At 69.2% G+C, this 22,090-nt stretch carries 19 protein-coding genes; 10 read left to right on the forward strand and 9 right to left on the reverse strand.

The features are described from left to right. Window positions 1-53 precede the first annotated feature (53 nt). The 3 genes from ACGFI6_RS26135 to ACGFI6_RS26145 are packed head-to-tail and all read left to right on the forward strand — an operon-like array spanning window position 54 to window position 3,612. A complete protein-coding gene (locus ACGFI6_RS26135) occupies window positions 54-1,094 on the forward strand; it encodes an ABC transporter permease (protein WP_393122868.1) in 1,041 nt (346 codons plus the stop codon). Further along, the gene (locus ACGFI6_RS26140; RefSeq protein ID WP_393122869.1) at window positions 1,091-1,999 is read left to right on the forward strand and encodes a carbohydrate ABC transporter permease; all 909 of its coding nucleotides are present in this window, start codon (window positions 1,091-1,093) and stop codon (window positions 1,997-1,999) included. The genes ACGFI6_RS26135 and ACGFI6_RS26140 overlap by 4 nt, the downstream gene beginning before the upstream one ends. Continuing rightward, the gene (locus tag ACGFI6_RS26145) at window positions 1,996-3,612 is read left to right on the forward strand and encodes a hypothetical protein (RefSeq protein WP_393122871.1); all 1,617 of its coding nucleotides are present in this window, start codon (window positions 1,996-1,998) and stop codon (window positions 3,610-3,612) included. The genes ACGFI6_RS26140 and ACGFI6_RS26145 overlap by 4 nt, the downstream gene beginning before the upstream one ends. 45 nt (window positions 3,613-3,657) lie before the next feature. Here ACGFI6_RS26145 and ACGFI6_RS26150 read toward each other — a convergent pair whose 3' ends face one another. After that, entirely contained in the window at window positions 3,658-4,713 is a 1,056-nt protein-coding gene (locus ACGFI6_RS26150; protein ID WP_393122873.1) for an SGNH/GDSL hydrolase family protein, read from the reverse strand. 530 nt (window positions 4,714-5,243) lie between these two features. Here ACGFI6_RS26150 and ACGFI6_RS26155 point away from each other — a divergent pair. Further along, window positions 5,244-7,745 carry a DEAD/DEAH box helicase gene (locus ACGFI6_RS26155; RefSeq protein ID WP_393122875.1) on the forward strand — a complete coding sequence of 834 codons (2,502 nt, stop codon included), beginning with the start codon at window positions 5,244-5,246 and terminating at the stop codon, window positions 7,743-7,745. Here the strand turns inward: ACGFI6_RS26155 and fabV are convergent. Both fabV and murA read right to left on the reverse strand, forming a co-directional pair. Then, window positions 7,732-8,913, reverse strand: coding sequence for an enoyl-[acyl-carrier-protein] reductase FabV (gene fabV, locus ACGFI6_RS26160; protein ID WP_393122877.1), 1,182 nt, complete (start codon window positions 8,911-8,913; stop codon window positions 7,732-7,734). The two genes, ACGFI6_RS26155 and fabV, sit on opposite strands and share 14 nt — an antisense overlap. A 13-nt stretch (window positions 8,914-8,926) precedes the next feature. Beyond that, window positions 8,927-10,213, reverse strand: a complete 1,287-nt coding sequence (murA, locus tag ACGFI6_RS26165) for a UDP-N-acetylglucosamine 1-carboxyvinyltransferase (protein WP_393122878.1) — start codon at window positions 10,211-10,213, stop codon at window positions 8,927-8,929. A 49-nt stretch (window positions 10,214-10,262) separates the two neighbouring features. On the opposite strand from murA, the gene ACGFI6_RS26170 reads away from it, so the two are divergent. Beyond that, window positions 10,263-10,844, forward strand: a complete 582-nt coding sequence (locus ACGFI6_RS26170; protein ID WP_393122880.1) for a cob(I)yrinic acid a,c-diamide adenosyltransferase — start codon at window positions 10,263-10,265, stop codon at window positions 10,842-10,844. Between the two features lie 3 nt (window positions 10,845-10,847). Here ACGFI6_RS26170 and sppA read toward each other — a convergent pair whose 3' ends face one another. Genes sppA through ACGFI6_RS26190 form a run of 4 tightly spaced genes read right to left on the reverse strand, consistent with a single transcriptional unit; the run spans window position 10,848 to window position 14,456 of the window. Beyond that, window positions 10,848-12,500, reverse strand: a complete 1,653-nt coding sequence (sppA, locus tag ACGFI6_RS26175) for a signal peptide peptidase SppA (RefSeq protein WP_393122882.1) — start codon at window positions 12,498-12,500, stop codon at window positions 10,848-10,850. A gap of 31 nt (window positions 12,501-12,531) precedes the next feature. After that, window positions 12,532-13,488, reverse strand: coding sequence for a CU044_5270 family protein (locus ACGFI6_RS26180; protein WP_393122884.1), 957 nt, complete (start codon window positions 13,486-13,488; stop codon window positions 12,532-12,534). Then, the gene (locus ACGFI6_RS26185) at window positions 13,485-14,087 is read right to left on the reverse strand and encodes an RNA polymerase sigma factor (protein WP_393122886.1); all 603 of its coding nucleotides are present in this window, start codon (window positions 14,085-14,087) and stop codon (window positions 13,485-13,487) included. The genes ACGFI6_RS26180 and ACGFI6_RS26185 overlap by 4 nt, the downstream gene beginning before the upstream one ends. 36 nt (window positions 14,088-14,123) lie before the next feature. Beyond that, window positions 14,124-14,456: a hypothetical protein gene (locus tag ACGFI6_RS26190; protein WP_393123681.1), complete on the reverse strand. Its 333-nt coding sequence runs from the start codon at window positions 14,454-14,456 to the stop codon at window positions 14,124-14,126. A 128-nt stretch (window positions 14,457-14,584) separates the two neighbouring features. Between ACGFI6_RS26190 and ACGFI6_RS26195 the strand changes: the two genes are divergently transcribed. The 5 genes from ACGFI6_RS26195 (at window position 14,585) to ACGFI6_RS26215 (ending at window position 19,644) form a co-directional block, all read left to right on the forward strand. Continuing rightward, window positions 14,585-14,893 (forward strand): STAS domain-containing protein, encoded by a 309-nt coding sequence (locus ACGFI6_RS26195; RefSeq protein ID WP_393122887.1) that lies wholly within the window; start codon window positions 14,585-14,587, stop codon window positions 14,891-14,893. A 75-nt stretch (window positions 14,894-14,968) separates the two neighbouring features. Beyond that, complete coding sequence (locus tag ACGFI6_RS26200) at window positions 14,969-16,948, forward strand: protein meaA (protein WP_393122888.1); 1,980 nt, start codon at window positions 14,969-14,971, stop codon at window positions 16,946-16,948. A gap of 20 nt (window positions 16,949-16,968) precedes the next feature. Continuing rightward, complete coding sequence (locus ACGFI6_RS26205) at window positions 16,969-17,793, forward strand: aldo/keto reductase (RefSeq protein ID WP_393122890.1); 825 nt, start codon at window positions 16,969-16,971, stop codon at window positions 17,791-17,793. 4 nt (window positions 17,794-17,797) lie between these two features. Then, a complete protein-coding gene (locus tag ACGFI6_RS26210) occupies window positions 17,798-18,808 on the forward strand; it encodes a Dyp-type peroxidase (RefSeq protein ID WP_393122892.1) in 1,011 nt (336 codons plus the stop codon). Continuing rightward, entirely contained in the window at window positions 18,805-19,644 is an 840-nt protein-coding gene (locus tag ACGFI6_RS26215; protein WP_393122894.1) for a family 1 encapsulin nanocompartment shell protein, read from the forward strand. Before ACGFI6_RS26210 ends, ACGFI6_RS26215 begins: the two co-directional genes overlap by 4 nt. Here ACGFI6_RS26215 and ACGFI6_RS26220 read toward each other — a convergent pair whose 3' ends face one another. After that, on the reverse strand, window positions 19,645-20,877 hold the full coding sequence (locus ACGFI6_RS26220) for an MFS transporter (RefSeq protein WP_393122896.1): 1,233 nt from the start codon (window positions 20,875-20,877) through the stop codon (window positions 19,645-19,647). It lies immediately after the preceding gene. Continuing rightward, window positions 20,874-22,076 (reverse strand): amidohydrolase, encoded by a 1,203-nt coding sequence (locus ACGFI6_RS26225; RefSeq protein WP_393122898.1) that lies wholly within the window; start codon window positions 22,074-22,076, stop codon window positions 20,874-20,876. Before ACGFI6_RS26225 ends, ACGFI6_RS26220 begins: the two co-directional genes overlap by 4 nt. Between the last annotated feature and the right edge of the window lie 14 nt (window positions 22,077-22,090).

Below are 22,090 nucleotides of genomic sequence, written 5' to 3' on the forward strand. Positions count from 1 at the left end.
GGAGAACGGAAAGCGCTCTCCGGTCGTGGGGGGCATCACCCTGGGAGTGTCCTGTGGCTCAAACAGACCAGATCCCCGGCCGGCAGTCCCCGGCTGGGAAACCGACAGGCTCCGGACCACCGGGCACGGCTACGGACAGTACGGGGAACAGTACTGGGAATGGCGCGGCCGGCCGCAGCAAGGCGCTGTCGTGGTGGGGCCGCGCCCGCCGGGACAAGATCCTGCTGCTGATGGCCCTGCCGGGGCTCCTGCTGCTCCTGCTGTTCCACTACCTGCCGCTGCTCGGGAACCTGATCGCGTTCCAGGAATACCTGCCGTTCGTCCCGCTCGGCCGCAGCGCCTGGGTCGGCTGGGACAACTTCACCGTGATCTTCAACGGCGACACGGAGTTCCTGAACGCGCTGAAGAACACGCTGCTGATCACGATCGTCCAGGTGGTCTTCGTGTTCCCGGCGCCGATCGCGCTGGCCCTGCTGCTGAACAGCCTGCTGTCCGAGCGGATCAAGCGGATCGTCCAGTCGGTGCTGTACCTGCCGCACTTCCTGTCCTGGGTGATCGTGGTCGCGATCTTCCAGCAGATGCTCGGCGGCAGCGGACTGATCAACAACTTCCTGCGTTCGCACGGCATGGGGACGATCGATTTCCTCGGCAACCCGGACGGCTTCATCGCGCTGCTCACCAGTCAGGTGATCTGGAAGGACACCGGGTGGGCCACGATCCTGTTCCTGGCCGCGCTGAGCCAGATCGATCCCGGGTTGTATGAAGCGGCCCGCGTCGACGGTGCGTCGAGATGGCGGCAACTGTGGCACGTCACCGTGCCCGGTATCCGCAGCCTGATCATCCTGCTGCTGATCCTGCGGCTCGGTGACTCGCTGAGCGTCGGGTTCGAGCAGATCATCCTGCAGCAGAACCTGGTCGGCCGGCCCGCGAGCGAGGTCCTCGACACCTACGTCTACAACAACGGCGTACTGGCCGGCCAATGGGGCGTCTCCGCCGCCGTCGGCCTGGTGAAGGGCCTGGTCGGCGTCGCCCTGGTGATCGGCGCCAACAAGGTCGCACACATCTTCGGCGAGCCGGGAGTGTACAAGAAATGAGTACAACCAACCTGAATGTGCAGCAAGGGATCGACGACGGTCCGGCGACCTCGGCGCGGGTCCTCAAAGGTGTTGTGCTGCTGGTCTGCTGCGCGGTGGTGATCATCCCGTTCCTTGGGGTGATCTCCACGAGCATTGCCAGTCAGGCGCACGTGACGAACTCCGGTGGGTTCGTGCTCTGGCCGGACGGGCTGAATCTGGACGCGTACAAGGCGATCTTCAACGGTGGTGTCGTGCAGCGCGCCTTGGTGGTCAGCGTGGTGATCGCCACCGGCGGCACGCTGATCAGCCTGGCCGGCTCCACGATGCTGGCGTACGCGCTCAGCCGGCCCGGATCGTTCGGGCAGCGGCCGATGCTGATGCTCGTGCTGTTCAGCCTGCTGTTCAGTCCGGGCCTGATCCCCAACTACCTGGTGGTGAAGGAGTTCGGGCTGCTCGACTCGCTGTTCGCGCTGATCCTGCCGACGGCGATCAGCGGCTTCAACGTGATCGTGCTGCGCTCGTTCTTCATGAGCATCCCGGACTCGGTGCTGGACTCCGCGCGGGTCGACGGCGCCGGCGACTTCCGGATCTTCTGGTCGGTCGTCCTGCCGCTGTCGAAGGCGGTGCTCGCGGTCGTCGGGCTGTTCTACGCGGTCGGGTACTGGAACGCGTTCTTCAACGCGATGCTCTACATCAACGACACCGCGAAATGGCCGTTGCAGCTGGTTCTGCGGACGTACGTCATCAACAACACCGAGCTCAGCAGCGGTGACCTCGGCGGCGCGGGATCCGATCAGCTGCCGCCGCAGGAATCGATCCAGATGGCGATCCTGGTGGTATCGCTCGTCCCGATCCTGATCGTGTACCCGTTCCTGCAACGGCACTTCGCCAAGGGCATGCTGACCGGGGCGGTGAAGGGATGACCATCAGCCGCAGAAGGCTCTTGGGCGGATCCATCGCCGCGGCCGCGACCGCCGCCGGGTTCAGCGGGTGCTCGACGGTGACCCGCTCGACCGACATCGCCGCGTTGAACAAGCCGGTCGCGCTGCCGACGTACAAACGCTTCGACGGACCGAAGCCGGACCTGCCGCGCAGCCATCCACTGATGCCGGACTGCTTCTACCGGTTCCCGGAGCATCCGACGAAGGTGACCAACGGGACCCCCGGCGACGGCCATCCGGTGACCGGGTCGACGCCGACTTCGAACCCGATCCCGCCGTCCGCGGACCGCAACCCGTACTGGCAGGAGCTGAACCGGCGGATCGGTGCGCCGCTCGAGCTGAACATCACCTCCGCGGCGGACTACCCGAACAAGTTCGCCACCGCGGTCGCCGGTGACACGCTGGGCGACCTGTTCAACGTCGACGGCGGGTTCGCGTACCTGCCGCAGTTCCTGGAGGCGCGGGCGCAGGACCTGACCGAGTTCCTGTCCGGGGACGCGATCCTGGAGTACCCGTTCCTGGCGAACGCGCCGCAGGCGTCCTGGCGGGGTTGTGTGTACTCCGGCGGGATCCGGGCCGTGCCGATCCAGCGCGGTGTGATGTCGTCGAACACGCTGCTGGCGCGGCAGGACCTGCTCGACAAGCTCGGCGTCGGGCTCGAGAACCCGACCGTCGCGGACCTGCAGAAGGTGGCGAAGGCGGTCACCGACGGGAAGAAGAACCGGTGGGGCTTCGCGGTGCCACCGACCGCCGTGGTGAGCGCGATGCTCGGCCTGCCGAACGGGTGGGAGGTGCGCGACGGCAAGCTCGTGCACAGCCGGGAGACGCCGGAGCACAAGGAGATGCTGGCGATCACCCGGCAGATGCAGAAGGACGGGGTGATCCACCCGGACGGGATCGCGAAGGCCAACCAGAAGGTCTGGTTCACGCAGGGCTCCGCGGTGATGACGCAGGACACGTACTCGTCGGTGCAGAGCTTCTACCGGCGGGCCACGGACCAGGCGTTCGACATCTCGATCCCGATCCCGATCGCCGACGGCGGCAAGGTCGGGCGGGTGCTGCTCGGGTCGCCGAACAACTCGATCGCCGCGATCCGGCCGAGTTCGCCGGAGCGGACGAAGGCGCTGCTGCGGGTGCTGAACTGGTTCGCGGCGCCGTTCGGGACCGAGGAGTACCTGTTCCGGAAGTTCGGTCTGCCCGGGCGGCACTACACACTGAACGGGACGGATCCGCAGCTGACCAAGGACGGCAGCAGCGAGGTGTGCCTCGGGGAGTTCCCGATCCAGTACCTCGCGGACGGGCCGTACCCGGCGTACTTCCCGGGGCATCCGGATGCTGTCGACACGGCGTACAACCACTTCAAGGCGGTGCTGCCGACGGCGATCCTGTCGCCGACGTACGGTCTGTACTCGCCGACCCAGTCCACCAAGGGCAAGGTCCTCGACACCCGGATGGACGCCCTCACCAAGGACATCCAACTGGGCCGCAAACCCCTGGACGCCTGGGACGAAGCCGTAGCCGACTACCGAAAGTCCGGCGCCGACGCCATCCGCAACGAACTAGAACAAGCCCTAGCAATCAAAGGCGAAAACTAACCCACCCGTGCGCACCGCCTCCCAAGGCGGTGCGCACGGCAACCGCTACTTACATCTGAGGGAATCGAGGTTGGGGGCTTTGCCCATGGCGGCGTTGCCGGCGTCGTTGGGGTGTAGGCCGTCTCCGCCGTCGTAGGCCGCCGCGAGCCGTGCGGGATCAGCCGGATCGCGGGTTGCTGCGTCGAAGTCGGCGACCCCGTCGAACTCGCGGCTCGACCGGATGAACGTGTTGACCGCCTGCCGCACCGCCTCCTTCTCCGGCGTGTAGACGAACGAGCTCCCCATCGGCGTCAACGTCCCACCCACGATGCACCGCCCGGCCGCATGCACCCGAGCGATCAGCTGCCGGTACCCGGCGGTCAACTCCTCGGTCGTAGCACCGGCATAGATGTCGTTGATCCCCTCCAGTACGAGCACAGTCCGTACGCCCGGCTTGGTCAGCACGTCCTTGTCCAGCCGAGCCAGCGCACTCGCGCCCGCACTGCCGGCCTTCGCGACTCCACCGAGCACCCGGTTCCCCGAGATCCCCTCGTTGGAGATCGCCAGCCGCCGCGGCTCCGGCAGCTGCGCGTACCGGTCGGCGAGCACGTCCGGCCACCGCCGGTTCGTGTCGATCGTCGTCCCGACCGACGACGTGATCGAATCGCCCAGCGTCGCGACCGTCTCCACCTGCTCCGGCGCATCGACGATCGCCGCGTTGACGAAGTACCACGCCGACGATTCCGTCTGGTACGTCGTACTCGACTCGTCGGCCGCGTGATCACCCGATGTCGACTTGTAGCTGTGCTGCATCGCGCGGTTGTGCGCGGTGATCACACCCGTCGTCCCGACCACATGCAGGCTCACGGTCAGACTCGTCAGCGCCGGCACCGGACCCGGCAACGGATCGCTGATCGCCATCGCGCCCGGCGGGATCGTCACCGCCGTACTCCCACCGAACGTCAACCGCCGGCTCGACCCCGGCACCACACTCGCGCCACTGTCCTGCCGCCCGACGTACACCGAGTCCGTCACCAGCGGCTGATCACCGTTGGCGTTCGAGACCCGGATCCGCAGATCCTTCCCGCCGACACTCGTCCGCAGAATGTTCCGCACGGTCATGTCGTGCAACGTCCCGCCGGCAATGTCGTCCGCCGCCCCCCACGTCGTAACCGGCCCACCACCTCCCGTCTGTTCTCCTTGAGTGGAAGCTCCGTCTTGAGTGGCAGCGCCCACCAAGCCCGCCGCACTCATGCCCGCCACACTCATCGCTGTCACCAGCAAACTCGCGCCGACCCGGCGCCCTGTCAGTCTCATGAGAATCAACTCACCTCCGAATACCCATGCATGCAATCGTTTGCAAAGATTCTGTCGCCCAACGGCCCACACCGCGAGCCGAACGGCACGTCGGTGTCTGGGCGAAGGTTGTGGCGGGTTGGACAGTTCGACAGGACGTGTCGGTCGGTGTCTGGCCGGTGGGCAGTGCACCTGAGCGTGGAACTGTGCTGCGCGTACGGTGTCCCGCGGTGCACTACCTGTCGAGATGTCGGCTGCCGGCCCGGTGGGTGTTGGTGGGCGGGAGGGTTGGGTGCAGGCCCGGCTAGTGGGGTGGGGTGGCCCGGTGGGTTGGTTGTTCGGGGACAATGGTGGGGATGACGCTTACCGAGAAGTTGCCGGGGACCACCGAGGCCGACGACCTGTTCGACGCCTTTCAGAGGTGGGTGGGGGAGCAGGGGATCTCGCTCTACCGGGCTCAGGAAGAGGCGTTGATCGAGGTGATGACAGGGTCGAATGTGATCCTGTCGACGCCGACCGGCTCCGGGAAGAGCCTGGTGGCGACCGGCGCGCACTTCGCCGCGCTGGCGAACGGGCAGCGAACGTTCTACACCGCGCCGATCAAGGCGCTGGTGTCGGAGAAGTTCTTCGCGCTCTGCGACGTGTTCGGCGCGGACAAGGTCGGCATGCTGACCGGCGACGCGGCCGTCAACCCCGGCGCCCCGATCATCTGCTGCACGGCGGAGGTGCTCGCGAACATCGCGCTCCGCGAAGGCACCGACGCCGACGTCGGTCAGGTGGTGATGGACGAGTTCCACTTCTACTCCGAGCCGGACCGCGGCTGGGCCTGGCAGGTGCCGCTGCTCGAGCTGCCGAAGGCGCAGTTCATCTTGATGTCCGCGACTCTCGGCGATGTCGAGCGCTTCAAGATCGACCTGTCCCGCAGGACCGGCCGTCCGACCGCGATCGTCGCGTCCGGCGAACGCCCGGTGCCGTTGCTGTACAAGTACGTCACCACGCCACTGCACGAGACGCTCACCGAGCTGCTGGTGACCCACCAGGCCCCGGTCTACGTCGTGCACTTCACGCAGGCGGCAGCCCTGGAGCGCGCCCAGGCGCTGACCAGCATCAACGTCTGTACGAAGGAAGAGAAAGACAAGATCAAGGAGCTGATCGGGCACTTCCGTTTCAGCCCCGGCTTCGGCAAGACGCTGCAGCGCCTGATCATGCACGGGATCGGCGTCCACCACGCCGGCATGCTGCCGAAGTACCGGCGGCTGGTCGAGCAGCTCGCCCAGGCCGGCCTCCTGAAGGTGATCTGCGGTACGGACACGCTCGGCGTCGGTATCAACGTGCCGATCCGTACTGTCCTGCTGACTGCGCTGAGCAAGTACGACGGACGCCGGCAGCGCATCCTGAAGGCCCGCGAGTTCCACCAGATCGCGGGCCGCGCCGGCCGCGCCGGGTACGACACGTCCGGCACGGTCGTGGTGCAGGCGCCGGACCACGTCGTGGAGAACGTCAAGCTGCTCGCGAAGGCCGGTGACGACCCGAAGAAGCAGCGCCGCGTCCAGCGGAAGAAGCCGCCGGAGGGTTTCGTCACCTGGGGCGAGGACACCTTCGACCGGCTGGTCGCGGCCGAGCCGGAGGCGCTGCAGTCCCGGATGCGGGTCAGCCACGCCATGCTGCTGAACGTGATCGCCCGCGACGGCGACGCGTTCACGAGCATGCGGCATCTGCTCCAGGACAACCACGAGGACTCCCGCGCCCAGCTCCGGCTGATCCGCCGCGCGATCCAGATCTACCGCACGCTGCTGACCGCGGGTGTGGTCGAGCGGCTCGACGAGCCCGACGAGAACGGCCGGACCCTGCGGCTGACCGTCGACCTGCAGAAGGACTTCTCGCTGAACCAGCCGCTGTCCACGTTCGCGCTGGCCGCGCTGGATCTGCTCGACCCCGCCGACCCGGTGTACGCGCTCGACGTGGTGTCGGTGGTCGAGGCGACGCTGGAGGACCCGCGCGCGATCCTGCTGGCGCAACTGCACCACGCCAAGGGCGAGGCCGTGCAGGGCATGAAGGCCGACGGCATCGAGTACGAGGAACGGATGGAGCTGCTCGACGAGATCAGCTGGCCGAAGCCGCTCGAAGAGTTGCTGGAGGCAACGTTCGAGATGTACCGGCAGACGCATCCGTGGATCGCCGAGGCCGGCCTGTCACCGAAGTCCGTGGTCCGGGACCTGTTCGAGCGGGCGATGACGTTCGGCGAGTACATCCAGTACTACGGGCTCGCGCGTTCGGAAGGCATCGTCCTGCGCTACCTGAGCGACGTCTACAAGGCGCTCCGGCAGACCGTGCCGCCGGACAAGGTGAACGAGGATCTCACCGACCTGATCGAGTGGCTCGGCGAGATCGTCCGGCAGACCGACTCCAGCCTGCTCGACGAGTGGGAGGAGCTCACCAATCCGAGCACCGACGAGGTGGTCGCGCCGGTGCCGGCCGGTCCGCGCCGGATCACCTTGAACAGCAGGGCCTTCCGCGTCCTGGTCCGGAACGCGATGTTCCGCCGCGTCGAGCTGCTCGCGCTGCACCGATGGGCCGAGCTCGGCCAGCTCGACAGCGAGGCCGGCTGGGATGCGGGCCGCTGGGCCGAGGCCGGTACGGCCTACTACGCCGAGCACGACGTGGTCGGTACCGGCCCCGCGGCGCGCGGGCCCGCGCTGTTCATGGTCGAGGAGCACCCGGGCTACTGGGAGGTCCAGCAGATCATCGACGACCCCGAGGGCAACCACGACTGGCGCATCACCGCATCCGTCGACCTCAACGCCTCCGACGAAGCCGCCGACCTGGTCCTGGAGCTGGCCTCCTTCAAGCCCCTGTAGTTGCCGTGGGCCAGGCGACGTCGACCTCGGTCTCGGCGGTGTAGTCCACCTCGGGTACGTCGAAGCCGTACAGCCGGCGTACCTCCGCGAGGAACCAGGCGGCGTCGGCGACCTCGCCGATGTTCTCCGCGGTGGCCGACTCCCACTGCGAGCGGACGGCGGTTTGTACTTCGTCGTTGAGCTCCCAGCGGTCGAGGCGGATGCGGCCCTCGTCGTCCAGATCGAGCGGGGCCTCGCCGGTGAGCTGGTCCCAGAGCGCTATCGACTGCTGTACCGGAGTCTGCAGACCGGCCACCTTGTGCAGGATGCTGACGTACAGACCGATGCCCGGGATCGCGGACGACGCCTGGGTGACAGCGGCGCCGTTCACCGACGTCATAGCGGTCACCCCGTCCGCGGCCAGCTTCAGCGCGGTCTGCTCGAGGTCCACCTTCGCCGCGCCGATCGAACCCTGACGGTAGAGCGGTCCGGTGAGCTCGGAGCCGATGTAGGTGAGTGCGGCCGTGCTGAAGCCCCGCTTGAGCAGCTCGCGCTCCTGCAGCGCGGTGATCCACCGGGCCCAGTCCTCGCCGCCCATCACCTTCACGGTCTGCGCGATCTCGTCGTCGGTCGCGACCTCGATCCCGACGTCCTGCAGCACCGGCGCGCCGTCGTCGAACGCGAGGCTCTTCGTGGTGTGCTCGGCACCGATCGCCTTCAGCACGGACTGGTACGTCTCGCCGTTGCTCGGGTCCGTACGGCGCGGCGCGGCGACGCTGTAGATCAGGTGGTCGATCCCGCCGAGCTGCTCCGCGACCAGGGCGAGCACCTCGTCCTTGGTGGTGTCGGCGAAGGCATCCGCGTTCACGAAGCTCCACGAGCGGCCGAGCTCGGCGGCCAGCGCGGCCGTCTCCGCGGTGCGGTACCACCCGGCAGTCGCCGTACGACGAGCCGTGGCCGCCTTCTCGAAGCAGACGCCGATGCCGTCGATCCCGTACCGCGCGAGCCCCGCGATCGTGGTCGCGAGCCCGTAGCCGGAGCTCGATCCGATCACCAGCGCCGTACGCCGCTCGGCCGACCGCGACGGGACCTCCGCCGCCATCTCCCGCACCACCCGCGCACACCCCGCCGGATGCGAATCAAGAAACAGGAACCCACGGCCGACAGGCTTCACCACGCGCTCACTCATGCGGATGACCCTATTAGCTCCAGTACATCTCCGCATCGTCCGGTTCCACCACGACGTTGGCGCCGAGGCGGCGGAGGTTGCCGGCGAAGTCGGTGTAGCCGCGGTGCACGTGGTGCGCGGCCGAGACCAGCGTCTCGCCTTCGGCGGCGAGACCGGCGAGTACGAGCGCGGCGCCGGCGCGGATATCGGAGGCGACGACCGGTGCGCCGGACAGCCGCGGTACGCCGCGGACGACCGCGTGGTGCCCGTCGGTCTGGATCTGCGCGCCCAGCCGGGTCAGCTCCTGGGCGAACGTGAAGCGGCCCTCGAACAGGTTCTCGGTCACCATCGCCGCGCCGTCGCTGAGCGCGTTCAGCGCGATCACGAACGCCTGCAGATCGGTCGCGAACCCGGGGTACGGCAGCGTCACCACATCCACCGGCTTCGGGCGGTCGTGCATCCGGACCCGGAAGCCCGGGTTCAGTACGGTGATCTCCGCGCCCGCCTTGTGCAGCTTGTCGAGCGGCAGCTCGAGATGCTCGGCGTGACCGTTTGTGATGGTGATGTCGCCCTTGGTGATGGCGGCCGCGAACGCCCAGCTGCCGGACACGATCCGGTCCGGCACCACGACGTGGTCGACCGGGTTCAGCAGGCCGTCGACGCCGGTGATCTCGATCCGCGGCGAGCCGGCGCCGTCGATCATCGCGCCCATCTCGACGAGCATCTTGGCGATGTCCTGGATCTCCGGCTCGCGGGCGGCGTTCTCGATGATCGTGGTGCCCTTCGCGAGCACCGCCGCCATCATGATCGTCTCGGTCGCGCCGACGCTCGGGAAGTCCAGCCAGACCTCGGCGCCGTGCAGACCCTGCGGGGCCTCGGCGATCACGAACCCGTGCTCGATGTGCACCTTCGCGCCCATCGACTCCAGGCCGGCGACGTGCATGTTCAGCCCGCGGGAGCCGATGTTGTCGCCGCCCGGCAGCGCCACCTCCGCCTGACCGCAGCGGGCCAGCAGCGGGCCGAGCACCGAGATCGAGGCCCGCAGCTTGCGGACCAGGTCGTAGTCGCACTGGTGCCCGATCGTGCCCGGTACGGCGATCGTCGCCAGCCGCCCCTCCGGATCCACCTTCACCGAGCAGCCGAGCGTGTCCAGCAGTTGCGCCATGAACGTGACGTCGAGAATGCCCGGCACCTGCCGCAGCGTCGTCGTACCCTCCGCCAGCAGCGCTGCCGCCATCAGCTTGAGCACACTGTTCTTCGCCCCGGCCACCTCGACAGCGCCGTCGAGCCGTGCCTCACCTGCGATCCGAAACCGTTCCACCGGTCGACTGTAGCGTTTGACGCTCCGCGGCTTTGCGTAGAGTCCTGGCATGGCTGTGAACTTGACGCGGATCTACACGCGTACCGGTGATGCCGGCGAGACCCGCCTCGGCGACAACTCCACCACCTCGAAGACCGACCCGCGGCTGGCGGCGTACGGGGAGGTCGACGAGGCGAACTCCACGATCGGCGTGGCGATCGCGGCCGGGCACCTGAACAGTGCGATCGCGGTGCTGCTGACCCGGATCCAGAACGACCTGTTCGACGTGGGCGCCGACCTGTGCAATCCGATCGCGCCCGATCCGGAGTACCCACCGCTGCGGATCACGCAGGAGTACGTCGACCGGCTCGAGGGCTGGTGCGACGAGTACAACGGCCGTTTGACCAAGCTCCGCTCGTTCATCCTGCCCGGCGGCACCGAGGGCGCCGCCTACCTGAACGTCGCCCGCACCGTCGTCCGCCGCGCCGAGCGGGCCGGCTGGGCCGCCGTCGAGGCGCACGGCCCGTCCATCAACCTGCTCGCGCTCACGTACCTGAACCGCCTGTCCGACCTGCTGTTCATCCTCGGCCGCGTCGCCAACCTGTCCTCCGGCGGCGACGTCCTCTGGGTCCCCGGCGGCGAACGCGACTAGCCGCTAGCTGATCTCCCAGTTGAAGGGCATCCGCAGCACGCCGGCCGCCGGAAGCCCCAGCGCGCTGTAGAGACCGGTGGTCAGGCCGTCGAGCGTCAACGGCGCCGCAGTGACCGCCAAATCATCGGTGGTCGTCGGGGCCTTCAGCTGACTGAGCAGGTTGCGGTGCGGTACGGCGGTCACGCCGATCTCGTCGCGGTCCAGACCGGCCCGGTTGCACGCCAGCGTCAGCGCGTGCTGGAACCCGCCCAGCTCGTCGACCAGTTTGTGGCCGTGGGCGTCGGCGCCGGTCCACACCCGCCCGCGCGCCAGCGACTCGAGCCGCTCCTCCGGCAGCCCGCGGTCCTGGGCGGCCTTGGCGACGAAGTCCTTGTAGATCCGGTCGAGCGTCTCCTCCAGCTGCGCCCACTGCTCGTCGGTGAACTCCTCCTGCGCCGAGTACATCCGCGCGTTCGTGCCCTCGGACACGGCCTCCTGCGAGATCCCGATCCGGCCGAGCGCATCCCGTACGACACCCTTGCCGGTCAGTACGCCGATCGAGCCGGTGATCGTGCCCGGCTGCGCGACGATCACGTCGGCCGGCATCGCGACGAAGTACCCACCGGAGGCGGCCACGCCCCCCATCGATGCGATCACGGGCCGCCCGGTGGAGCGCAACCGCAGCACCTCGTTGCGGATCGCGTCGGATGCGACGTACGAACCACCTGGGCTGTCGACACGCAGTACGACGGCCTTCACGCGCTCGTTGTCCGCCACAGCACGCAGTGCGGCGCCCACGGTGTCGGAGCCGGAGCCCGGACCGCCCATGGGGCTGTTGGAGTTGCGGCCGACCGAGATACCGCCGGTCACGCGTACAACCGCGACCAGCGGCTTCTGCGGCCGGGGGAGGGTCTTGCGTACCTCGTCCAGCGTCCGCGGACCACGCCGGATGTACCGCTCGGCCAGCAGTCTGTCGTCGTACTGCAGCTGCTTCTCGAGCTCGTCGTACACGTCCGACCGGTAGCCGAGCCGATCGACCAGCCCGGCGTCCAGGCCGGTCTGCGCGGGCAGCGGAGCGGTATCGACCAGCTCACGGACCCGGGTCGTGTCGAGCCGCCGGCGTACGGCTATGCCCTCGACGATCTGCTCGTACGCCGATGCCGCCAGCCGGGACGCCATCTCGCGCGCGGGTGCGGTCATCTCCCGCTCGGTGAACGTGTCGGCAGCCGTCTTGTACTCACGCCGCTTGCCGAACTGCGGGATCACCCCGGCCTTGTCGAGCGCGCCGCGGATGAACACCGCCCGTACGGAGACGCCGGTGATCGCCAGGTCGCCCGACGGCTGCACCCAGATCTCGTCGAACGCCGTCGCCAGGTAGTAGGAAACGGTGCCCTGGCCGGATTCGCCGAACGACTCGGTCCACGCGACGGCGGCCTTCCCCGACGTACGGAAGTCCGCGACCGCCTCACGCAGCTCCTGCACCTGTGCGAGGGACAGGTGCTGTCCGCCGAGGTGTGCGACCACGCCGACCACGCCGTCGTCCCGCGCTCCCTTCCGGAGGGCGCCCACCAGCTCGCGCAACGTGGGCAGGTGCCGCATGCGGAACGCCGCCACCGGCGACGCGGGCGGCGTCTCGAGCACGCCGCGGGTCAGATCCAACTCAAGCAGTGTCCCCATACCCCGACCCTAGACCCGAACCGAAGCACAGCTACTTGACGGCAGTCGAAGGTGGGACCGGTTTGTGGTCGGTCCAGCCGGACTCGAGGACGACCGTGGCCGCTGACTTCGGTCCGCTGATCGTCGAGCTCAGCAGCCGTCCGGTCGCCGGATCGATGATGTACGTGACGCCGGTGCCGGCGAGCGTGGTGCTGATGGACCCGGGCTTGGCGGTGGTGATGCTGACCTCGGTACCGGTCCGGCCGAGCGCATCCTTGGCGCCCTGCCGGACGTGCGTCCCGGGCAGCGACGCGAGCACCCGGAGCGCGGCGCCGCGGAGCTTGGGCGGTGACGGCATCTCGAACAGCAGCCGGCCGGCCGCCTCGAACACGGCGAAGTCCCGGTACGCAGGCTCGACGTCCAGCGGGGTGAGGGCAGTGTGGAGCGCCCCGGGGTGTGTCGGCAGCGCAGCGATCTGTTGCGCGCTCAGCGGCCGGTTGCCGGTCAGGTAGTACCCGGGCGGCACCTCGTCGAACGACATCTTGTTCACCACCGGTGCGGAGTCCTTGTCGCTCAGGTTCACCCATCCGAACCAGGACTCGACACCCGGCTTCATCGGCATCCAGCTCTCGGTGATGGTCCGTCGGGTGCCGTTCAGCTGCAGGCTCCGGACCCGGAAGTACTTCCCGGACACCTTCTCGTTCTTCTCCTGCCGTACCGCGGTCGCGATGAGCATCTCGGCAGCCGTCGTCAGCCGCGGCGCCGTTGTCGTCGTCGGTCCACTCGGCACAGCGCTGTCGTCACCGTCCCGCCCCACCAGCAACGCACCACCCAGCCCGGCAACGGCGACCAGCGCGGTTGCCGCGGTGATCGCAGTCCCCAGCCACCCGGTCCTTGCAAAGGAATCGCGTGGCGGCTGCGACATCCGGCGGTGCGCGTCGCGCGTCACCTCGGCCGTCGGTGGCTCCTGCTCCGGGAACGCCTTCCGCAGTACGTCGAACTCGTTCATGACGCGTCCTCCGACGGGTTGGTCACTGCGGCGCGGACAGCCCGACGGGCCCGCGACAGGCGTGAGCATACGGTCCCGTACGCGATGCCGAGCGCTGCCGCGACCTCGTCGTACGTCAACTGGCCGAGGGCGACCAGCAGCAGGACTTCACGGTCCTTCGCGTTCAGCTTCGCCAGCGCTTTGGCCAGCTCGCCGGACGCGCTCTGAGCGGTCACCTGCGCCGCGACGCGGTCGTCGTGCGATCCGGTCGGTACGGGTTCAGGCAGCTTGGCGGCGGCCCGCCACGCGCGTACTTCGTCCCGCCGATGCCGCCGGATCAGATTGGTCGCGATCCCGTACAGCCACGCTCGCACCACCCCGCTGCGCCGGTCGAACCGGTCCCGCTGCCGGAACGCGATCAGGAACGTCTCCGCGGCCAGGTCGTCCGCGACGTCCGTCCCGAGCCGCCGGGCGACGTACCCGTGCACCTGCGGGAAGTACCGGTCGAAGATCTCCGAGAACCGCTCCGGCTCCCGCAGCGACGCCTCCAGCGCGCGCGCATCGTCGCCGACGGGGACGGGGACTCGCCACGGAAAGGCGACACCGGCTTCTGACGTCATGGTGGGATGACGCCTGAGACCGCTCTCAGGTGTACATCAGGACCGGTCGAGCAGACCGCGGGCGGCCGGTTCGTCGCGCGGCCAGACGTAGATCGTCCAGCCGTCGGTGGTGCGGGCGGCGGTGGCCTTGATACCGAAGTCCTTCAGCCGGGAGACGAGCACCCGGGCCTCGTTGTGGCTCGGCACCGTCCGGATGTCGGTGAGCAGGCCGAACGAGTCCCGCTGGGCGGGGGACTGATCGACCCGGCGCACCAGGGACCCGCCCTTGGCCTTCGAGAACGCCCAGCGGCACAGCAGCACCATCACACCCGCCAGGGCGATGGCCACCACCGGGAACAGGAAGTAATCCTCGGCGAACACGCTCACCATTGTCTCGCGAATCAAAAGATCGCGAACTGTTGGCAACCTTCCGTGTCTTCGGGGAGTCTTTACGAACAACAAGCGCTGTCACGCGGCCGAAGACCTCGGGGGCCGCCGGAAGAGCGGAGGGCACGCACATGCTCGAGCCTGACAACGTGGTGCATCTGACCGGAATCCTGGACGTGCGCTCGGTGGGCGACGTCCGCCAAACGCTCAACTATGTGATCGACTCCTGCGTCGGGGACGTGATCGTCGACCTGGAAGCGGTCGATGCCGTCGACGCGACCGGCCTCGGGCTGCTCGTCGCGACCCACCGCCGGACCAGGTCCCTCGGCCGCCAACTGGTCCTCTGGCACCCGATGCCGTCGGTGGTCCGGATCCTCGCGGTCACCCGCCTGCACCGAGTCCTCAACGTCGAGAGAACCCCCCTTCCGATCAGCGCCTGACTGTGACCTAAGCCCCTGGTGACACCAGTCACGAGGAGAGGACTCACAAGGGCACACAGTCCTACTCTCGGGTACATGGCGACCGAGAAGGATCGACCCTGGGTGATGCGGACCTACGCCGGCCACTCGTCGGCGGCCGAGTCCAACGCGCTGTTCCGGCGGAACCTCGCGAAGGGCCAGACCGGGCTCTCGGTCGCCTTCGACCTGCCGACCCAGACCGGGTACGACGCGGACCATCCGTTGGCCAAGGGCGAGGTCGGGAAGGTCGGCGTACCGGTCGCGCATCTGGGTGACGTCCGCGCCCTGTTCGACCAGATCCCGCTGGCGCAGATGAACACGTCGATGACGATCAACGCGCCCGCGATGTGGCTGCTCGCGCTATACCAGGTCGCCGCGCAGGAGCAGGGCGCCCTGCCCGCCGAGCTCACCGGCACCACGCAGAACGACATCGTCAAGGAGTACCTGTCCCGCGGGACGTACGCCTTCCCGCCGGATGCGTCGCTGCGGCTGACCACCGACGTGATCGCGTACACGGTCGCGAACATGCCGAAGTGGAACCCGATCAACATCTGCAGCTATCACCTGCAGGAGGCCGGCGCGACGCCCGTGCAGGAGCTGGCGTTCGCGCTGTCGACCGCGATCGCCGTCCTGGACCGGGTGCGCGACGGCGGCCAGGTGCCCCCGGAGCGGTTCGGCGACGTGGTGCAGCGGATGTCCTTCTTCGTGAACGCCGGCGTGCGTTTCGTCGAGGAGACCTGCAAGATGCGCGCGTTCGTCCGGCTGTGGGACTCGCTGACGCTGCAGCGGTACGGCGTCACGGATGCCAAGGCGCGCCGGCTGCGGTACGGCGTCCAGGTGAACTCGCTCGGCCTGACCGAGGCGCAGCCGGAGAACAACGTGCAGCGGATCGTGCTCGAGATGCTCGGCGTGACCCTGTCCAAGAACGCGCGGGCGCGCGCGGTGCAGCTGCCCGCCTGGAACGAGGCGCTCGGGTTGCCGCGGCCGTGGGACCAGCAGTGGTCGTTGCGGATGCAGCAGGTACTGGCGTACGAGTCCGACCTGCTCGAGTACGACGACATCTTCGACGGCTCGCATGTGATCGAGGCCAAGGTCGACGAGCTGGTTGCCGGTGCGCAGGAGGAGATCGACCGCGTCCAGGCGATGGGTGGTGCGGTCGCCGCGGTCGAGAGCGGTTACCTGAAGCAGGCGCTGGTCGCGTCCCATGCCGAACGCCGGCAGCGGATCGAGTCCGGCGAGCAAGTCGTCGTCGGCGTCAACAAGTTCGAGAACACCGAGCCGTCGCCGCTGACCGCCGACCTCGACACCGCCATCCAGACGGTCGACCCGGCCGCCGAGGCCGCTGCGCTGAAGTCCCTGGAGGCCTGGCGCCGTGAGCGTGACGAGCCGGCCGTCGACGCGGCCCTGACGAAGCTGCGCGCAGCTTCGAAGACGACCGGCAACCTGATGCCTGTCACGCTCGAGTGCGCGCGGGCCGGCGTGACGACAGGGGAGTGGGCCGGCGTGCTGCGGGAGATGTACGGCGAGTACCGCGCACCGACGGGGGTCTCCGGATCGGTCGGCGTGTCCGCGGGCGGCTCGGAGATTGCTGCCGTACGGGAGAAGGTCGGCGCGACGTCAGCGGAGCTGGGCGGACGGCTGCGCCTGCTGGTCGGCAAGCCCGGTCTGGACGGGCACTCGAACGGCGCCGAGCAGGTCGCGGTCCGCGCCCGGGACGTCGGCTTCGAGGTCGTCTACCAGGGCATCCGCCTGACGCCCGAGCAGATCGTCGCGGCCGCGGTCGCCGAGGACGTGCACTGCGTCGGCCTGTCGATCCTGTCCGGCTCACACATGGAGCTCGTCCCGCAGGTGGTCGAGGGGCTGCGTGAGGCCGGCCTCGAGGACGTTCCGGTCGTCGTCGGCGGCATCGTCCCCGAGGCCGACGCGAGCGCGCTGCGCGCGGCCGGGGTGGCCGCGATCTACACCCCGAAGGACTACGACCTCACCGGCATGATGTCCGACGTCGTCGATGTCATCCGGCACGCCAACAAGTTGTAGCCCGTGGTAGAACCTGGAGCATGACGGCGAAGCAGCAGACGCGGACGCTTTCGAACGGAACCGAGCTCCCGGTGTTCGGGCTCGGGGTCTGGCAGGCCAGGGACGGCCGCGAGACCGAGCAGGCGGTGCACTGGGCGCTCGAGGCCGGGTACCGGCTGATCGACACCGCGCAGGACTACCGCAACGAGGCGAGTGTCGGGAAGGCGATCCGCGAGAGCGGTGTCCCGCGGGACGAGATCTTCCTGACCACCAAGTTCCGCCCCGACGGCAAGGACGCCCGGGTCGAGGCCGAGAAGAGCCTCGAGCGGCTCGGCGCCGACTACCTCGACCTGTACCTGGTGCACTGGCCGCAGAGCGGGCCGACCTGGGCGTGGCCGGGGATGGAGGCGGCCGTCGACGCGGGCCTCACCAAGGGCATCGGCATCTCGAACTTCAGCGCCGCCGAGCTCGCCGAGCTCGGCAAGGTCGCCCGGATCCAGCCGGTCGTGAACCAGGTGCTGTTCAGCCCGTTCGACTACCGCGCGGGGCTCGTCGAGGCCTGCGAGGCGGCGAACGTCGTCGTGCAGGCGTACAGCCCGCTCGGCACCGGCCGGCATCTCGACGGGCCGGTCGTCACCCGGATCGCGGACGCCACCGGCCACACTCCGGCGCAGGTGCTGATCCGGTGGGCGCTCCAGAAGGGCCTGTCGGTGATCCCGAAGTCGGTCCACCAGAACCGCATCGTCGAGAACGCCGGCGTCTTCGACTTCGAGCTGGACGACGCCGCGATGGCCGAGCTGGACGCGCTCGACACCACCGGCCGGACCGCGGACGCCATGTCCCGGAGCAGCAAGTGGTGGTCGTAACAGCATGATCCAGGACGTACTGCGGGAGCCCGCGAAGGCCGCGATCTTCCTGGTCGTCGACGTACGTCCCGGATCCGAGGACACCGCGCGGGACCTGCTGGCCGACCTGGCCGGACTGACCCGCGCGGTCGGCTTCCGCGCGCCCGACGACCAGCTGAGCTGTGTCGCGGGCGTCGGCGCGAGCATGTGGCGCCGGCTCTATCAGGCCCCGCCGCCGCGCGGCCTGCACCCGTTCCGCGGGCTGTCCGGCGCGCGGCACACCGCACCGGCCACGCACGGCGACCTGCTGTTCCACTTCCGCGCCCGCCGCCTCGACCTGTGCTTCGAGCTCGCCCGCCAGATCATGCGGCGGCTCGCCGGGCAGGTGGACGTGCTGGACGAGGTCCAGGGCTTCAAGTACTTCGACGAGCGGGACCTGCTCGGCTTCGTCGACGGCACTGAGAACCCGTCGGGTCCCGCCGCGGTGGCCGCGATCACGATCGGCGACGAGGACCCGGCGTACGCGGGCGGCAGCTACGTGATCGTCCAGAAGTACCTGCACGACCTCGACGCCTGGCAGGCGCTGCCGGTCGCCGAGCAGGAGCGCGTGATCGGCCGGCGGAAGCTCGACGACATCGAGCTGGCCGACGCCGACCAGCCGGCGAACTCGCACGTCGCGGTGAACACGATCGTCGACGCCGACGGCACCGAGCGGCAGATCGTCCGCGAGAACATGGCTTTCGGCTCACCGGGCGCCGCCGAGTTCGGGACGTACTTCATCGGGTACGCGGCGACGCCGGACGTGATCGAGCGGATGCTGCGCCGGATGTTCGTCGGCGAGCCGCCCGGCAACCACGACCGGATCCTCGACTTCTCGACCGCGGTCACCGGCAGCTTGTTCTTCGTGCCGCCCGCGGCCTTCCTGGAAGCACCAACCAGCAACCCGGCACCAACCAGCAACCCGGGACCGGCCGGCAGTCCGGACGGGTCCCTCGGGATCGGCAGCCTGCGAAGGGCTCAGAAGGAGTTGCCATGACGAACAACCTGCATCGCGAGCTGGCCCCGGTCTCGGACGCGGCCTGGGGCGAGATCGAGGAGGAGGCGCGGCGGACCTTCACCCGCGACATCGCCGGCCGCCGCGTCGTCGACCTGGTCGGCCCCGCCGGACCCGGCCTGTCCTCGGTCGGCACCGGCCACACCGAGCCGGTCGACGTCCTGGCCGAGGCATCGGGCCAACCGCACGATGGGACACCGGCCGGGAGCGTCCGGGCGCTCCGCCGCCAGTCGCAGCCGATCATCGAGCTGCGCGTCCCGTTCACCGTGTCCCGGCAGGCCGTCGACGACGTCGAACGTGGCGCGAAGGACTCGGACTGGCAGCCGGTGAAGGACGCCGCGAAGCAGATCGCGTACGCCGAGGACCACCTGGTCTTCCACGGCTCCGACGCGGCCGGCATCCTCGGCCTCGCCCCGAGCACCTCCAACGACGTACTGGCGCTGCCGGCCGACCCGCGCGAACTGCCGGACACCCTCGCGCAGGCACTCCGGGCGCTGCGCCTGGCCGGCGTCAACGGACCGTACAGCCTGCTGCTCTCCGCCGACCTCTACACCGCAGTCGCGGAGACCACCGACCACGGGTACCCGATCCGTGACCACTTGGCCCGGCTGATCGGCGACGGCGAGATCATCTGGGCACCCGCACTCGAGGGCGCCCTGCTGGTGTCGACGCGCGGCGGCGACTACGAGCTGCACCTCGGCCAGGACCTCTCCATCGGATACCTGTCCCACGACGCCGACACGATCCAGCTCTACCTGCAGGAGTCCCTGACGTTCCTCGCACTCACCGCAGAGGCAGGCGTGGTCCTGCGTCCCTGATCAGTCCCAGCCGTAGCGGAGCAGCGCCGGGGTCCAGAGCGTCAGGACGAGCAGAGCGACGATCAGGAGGACAGCGCTGACGAAGGTTGTGCCGCCGACGCCGTAGTGCTCGGCGAAGGCGCCGAGGGCCAGCGAGGCGAGCGGCATGATGCCGATGGCGAGCTCCTGGACGCCGAGCGCCCGGCCGTGCAGGGACTCGTCGGTGGTCATGATCAGCAGCGTCGTCTGCAGGACGCCGAACGCCGCGCTCATCACGCCGATCCCGGCCATCAGTACGAACGACACCGCGACCGTGTGCGACAACCCGAACAGCGCCCAGAGCGTGGCCCACAGCGCCGTACCGACGACGAACATGCCGCCCTTGAAGCGGAAGTCGCCGAGCCACGCGATCACCAGCGAACCCGCCAGGCCGCCGACCCCGGCGCAGGTCAGCATCCAGCCGAGACCGGCCGCGTCGAGTCCGAGCGACTCCTTCGCGAACACCGGCATGAACGACTGCGCGATCGGCCACAGCAGCGTGTTCGCCGCCAGGGTGACCAGCAGGACGGTCGACGCGAGGCGGTTCCGCGCGATCTCGCGCAGCCCGCTGGTGACCATCCGTACCGCCGAGGTGGTGTGCCCGCCGGCCACGCGGCCGTACTCGCGCAACGGCAGCAGTGCTACCAGCGAAATGGCGTACCAGATCGTCGAGACCCAGAGTGCGGCCGGCGCACCGAGGCCGGTGATCATCAGCCCGCCGAGCGCGGGCCCGATCACCTGCGTCATGTTGAGCGCCATCGAGTTCAGGGCGTTCGCGTTGCTGAGGTTCTGGCGGCCGACGAGGTCCATCACCAGGGACGCGCGGGCCGGCTGCGACGGCGACTGCGCGAGCCCGATCGCCAGCCCGCCGACGACCAGCACCCAGTACGAAGCCTTGCCGAGCGACGCCAGCGTGGCCACGGCGCTGACCGCGACCAGCGCCCACGAGGCCGCGATGATCAGCAGCCGGACCCGGTTGTGCCGGTCCGCGAACGCACCCGCGAACGGCCCGAGCAGCAACGGCGCCAGCCGTACGGCGGTGAACACCGCGACCAGGAAGTCCGAGTGCGTGGTCTCGTATGCGAGCCACCCGAGGACGAGCGTCTGCGTCCACACACCGCCGAAGAAGAACAGGTTCGAGAACCAGAACAGACGGAACGCGCGGTTGTCGCGCAGCGAGCTCAGGGTCCGCCCAGCGACTGTCGTGGTACTCAAATCTGGAGCTCGCCGTCGCGGACAACGACCTGGCCGCCGGTGATGACGACCTCGCGGCGCGGCGCGCGGACCAGTACGTCCGGTGCGTTCTCGGCGTCCAGCAGCACGATGTCCGCGCGGGCGCCCGGCGTGAGGCCGTGGTTCTCCCGGTGGACGAAGCCCGCGCCGTGCGTCGTGGCCAGCTCGACCGCGTAGGTCAGGTCCTCGTCCGTCCGCAGCCCGTGCAGCCGGGCGAATCCGCGCGCGACCTGCAGCAGGTCACCATCGCCGTACGGTGACCAGAGGTCGCGGATGCCGTCGGTACCAAGGCCGATCGGTACGCCCGCGGCCCGCATCTCGCGGAACGGCAGCGGAGCCGAGGTCGGCGGTGCGACCGTCGTCCAAGAGATGCCGGCCGCACCGAGCTGATCGACCAGTTCGGTACGCCGGGCCGGGGACAGCTCGCCGAGCGCGAACCCGTGCGACACGTTCACCTTGCCCTGCAGGCCTTCCTGCAGCGTGCGCTCGGCGATCAGCTCGTACTGGAACGCGCCCAGATCGCCGCGGTCGTGCAGGTGGATGTCGATGCCGACCCCGCGCCGGGCCGCGATCTCGAACAGCGCGTCCAGCTGGCCGACCGGGTCGCGGTCGATCGACGCCGGGTCCAGGCCGCCGATGCTGGTCGCACCCTCGGCCGCAGCCTTGTCGAGCAGGTCGAGGACGCCGGGACGGCGCAGGACGCCGTCCTGCGGGAAGGCGACGATCTCCACCTCGACCGCGCCGTTCAGGTCGGCGGCGGCCTCGAGCACACCGGCGATGCCGCGCAGTCCGACGCCGAGGTCCACGTCGACATGGGTACGGGTGGCCGTCGTACCGTGCCGGAGGAACTCGCGCAGCACGGCCTTCGCACCGGCGGCACTCGGGATGCCGTACTTGTCCCGCTCGGCGCGCTCGTGCGCGATCCGGCCCTGCGTGGCCGGCTGCCCGCCGTACGAGACCCACGGCTGCCCCCACCAGCTCTTGTCGACGTGGGCATGCGCGTTCACGAACCCGGGCAGCGCCAGCAGACCCCGCCCGTCGACCCGCTGCCCGTCGACCCGCTGCCCGTCCGTCCGGCCGGTCCCGGCGGGAGTCAGGTCCGAGATCACGCCGTCGACGATCGTGACGTCGACCGCGGCGCCGCCCCAAGGACGGACGTCAGCCAGCAGCAAGGAGGTCATGATCCAGAATGGTA

It is taken from the genome of Kribbella sp. NPDC048928, from assembly GCF_043197975.1.
GTDB lineage: Bacteria > Actinomycetota > Actinomycetes > Propionibacteriales > Kribbellaceae > Kribbella.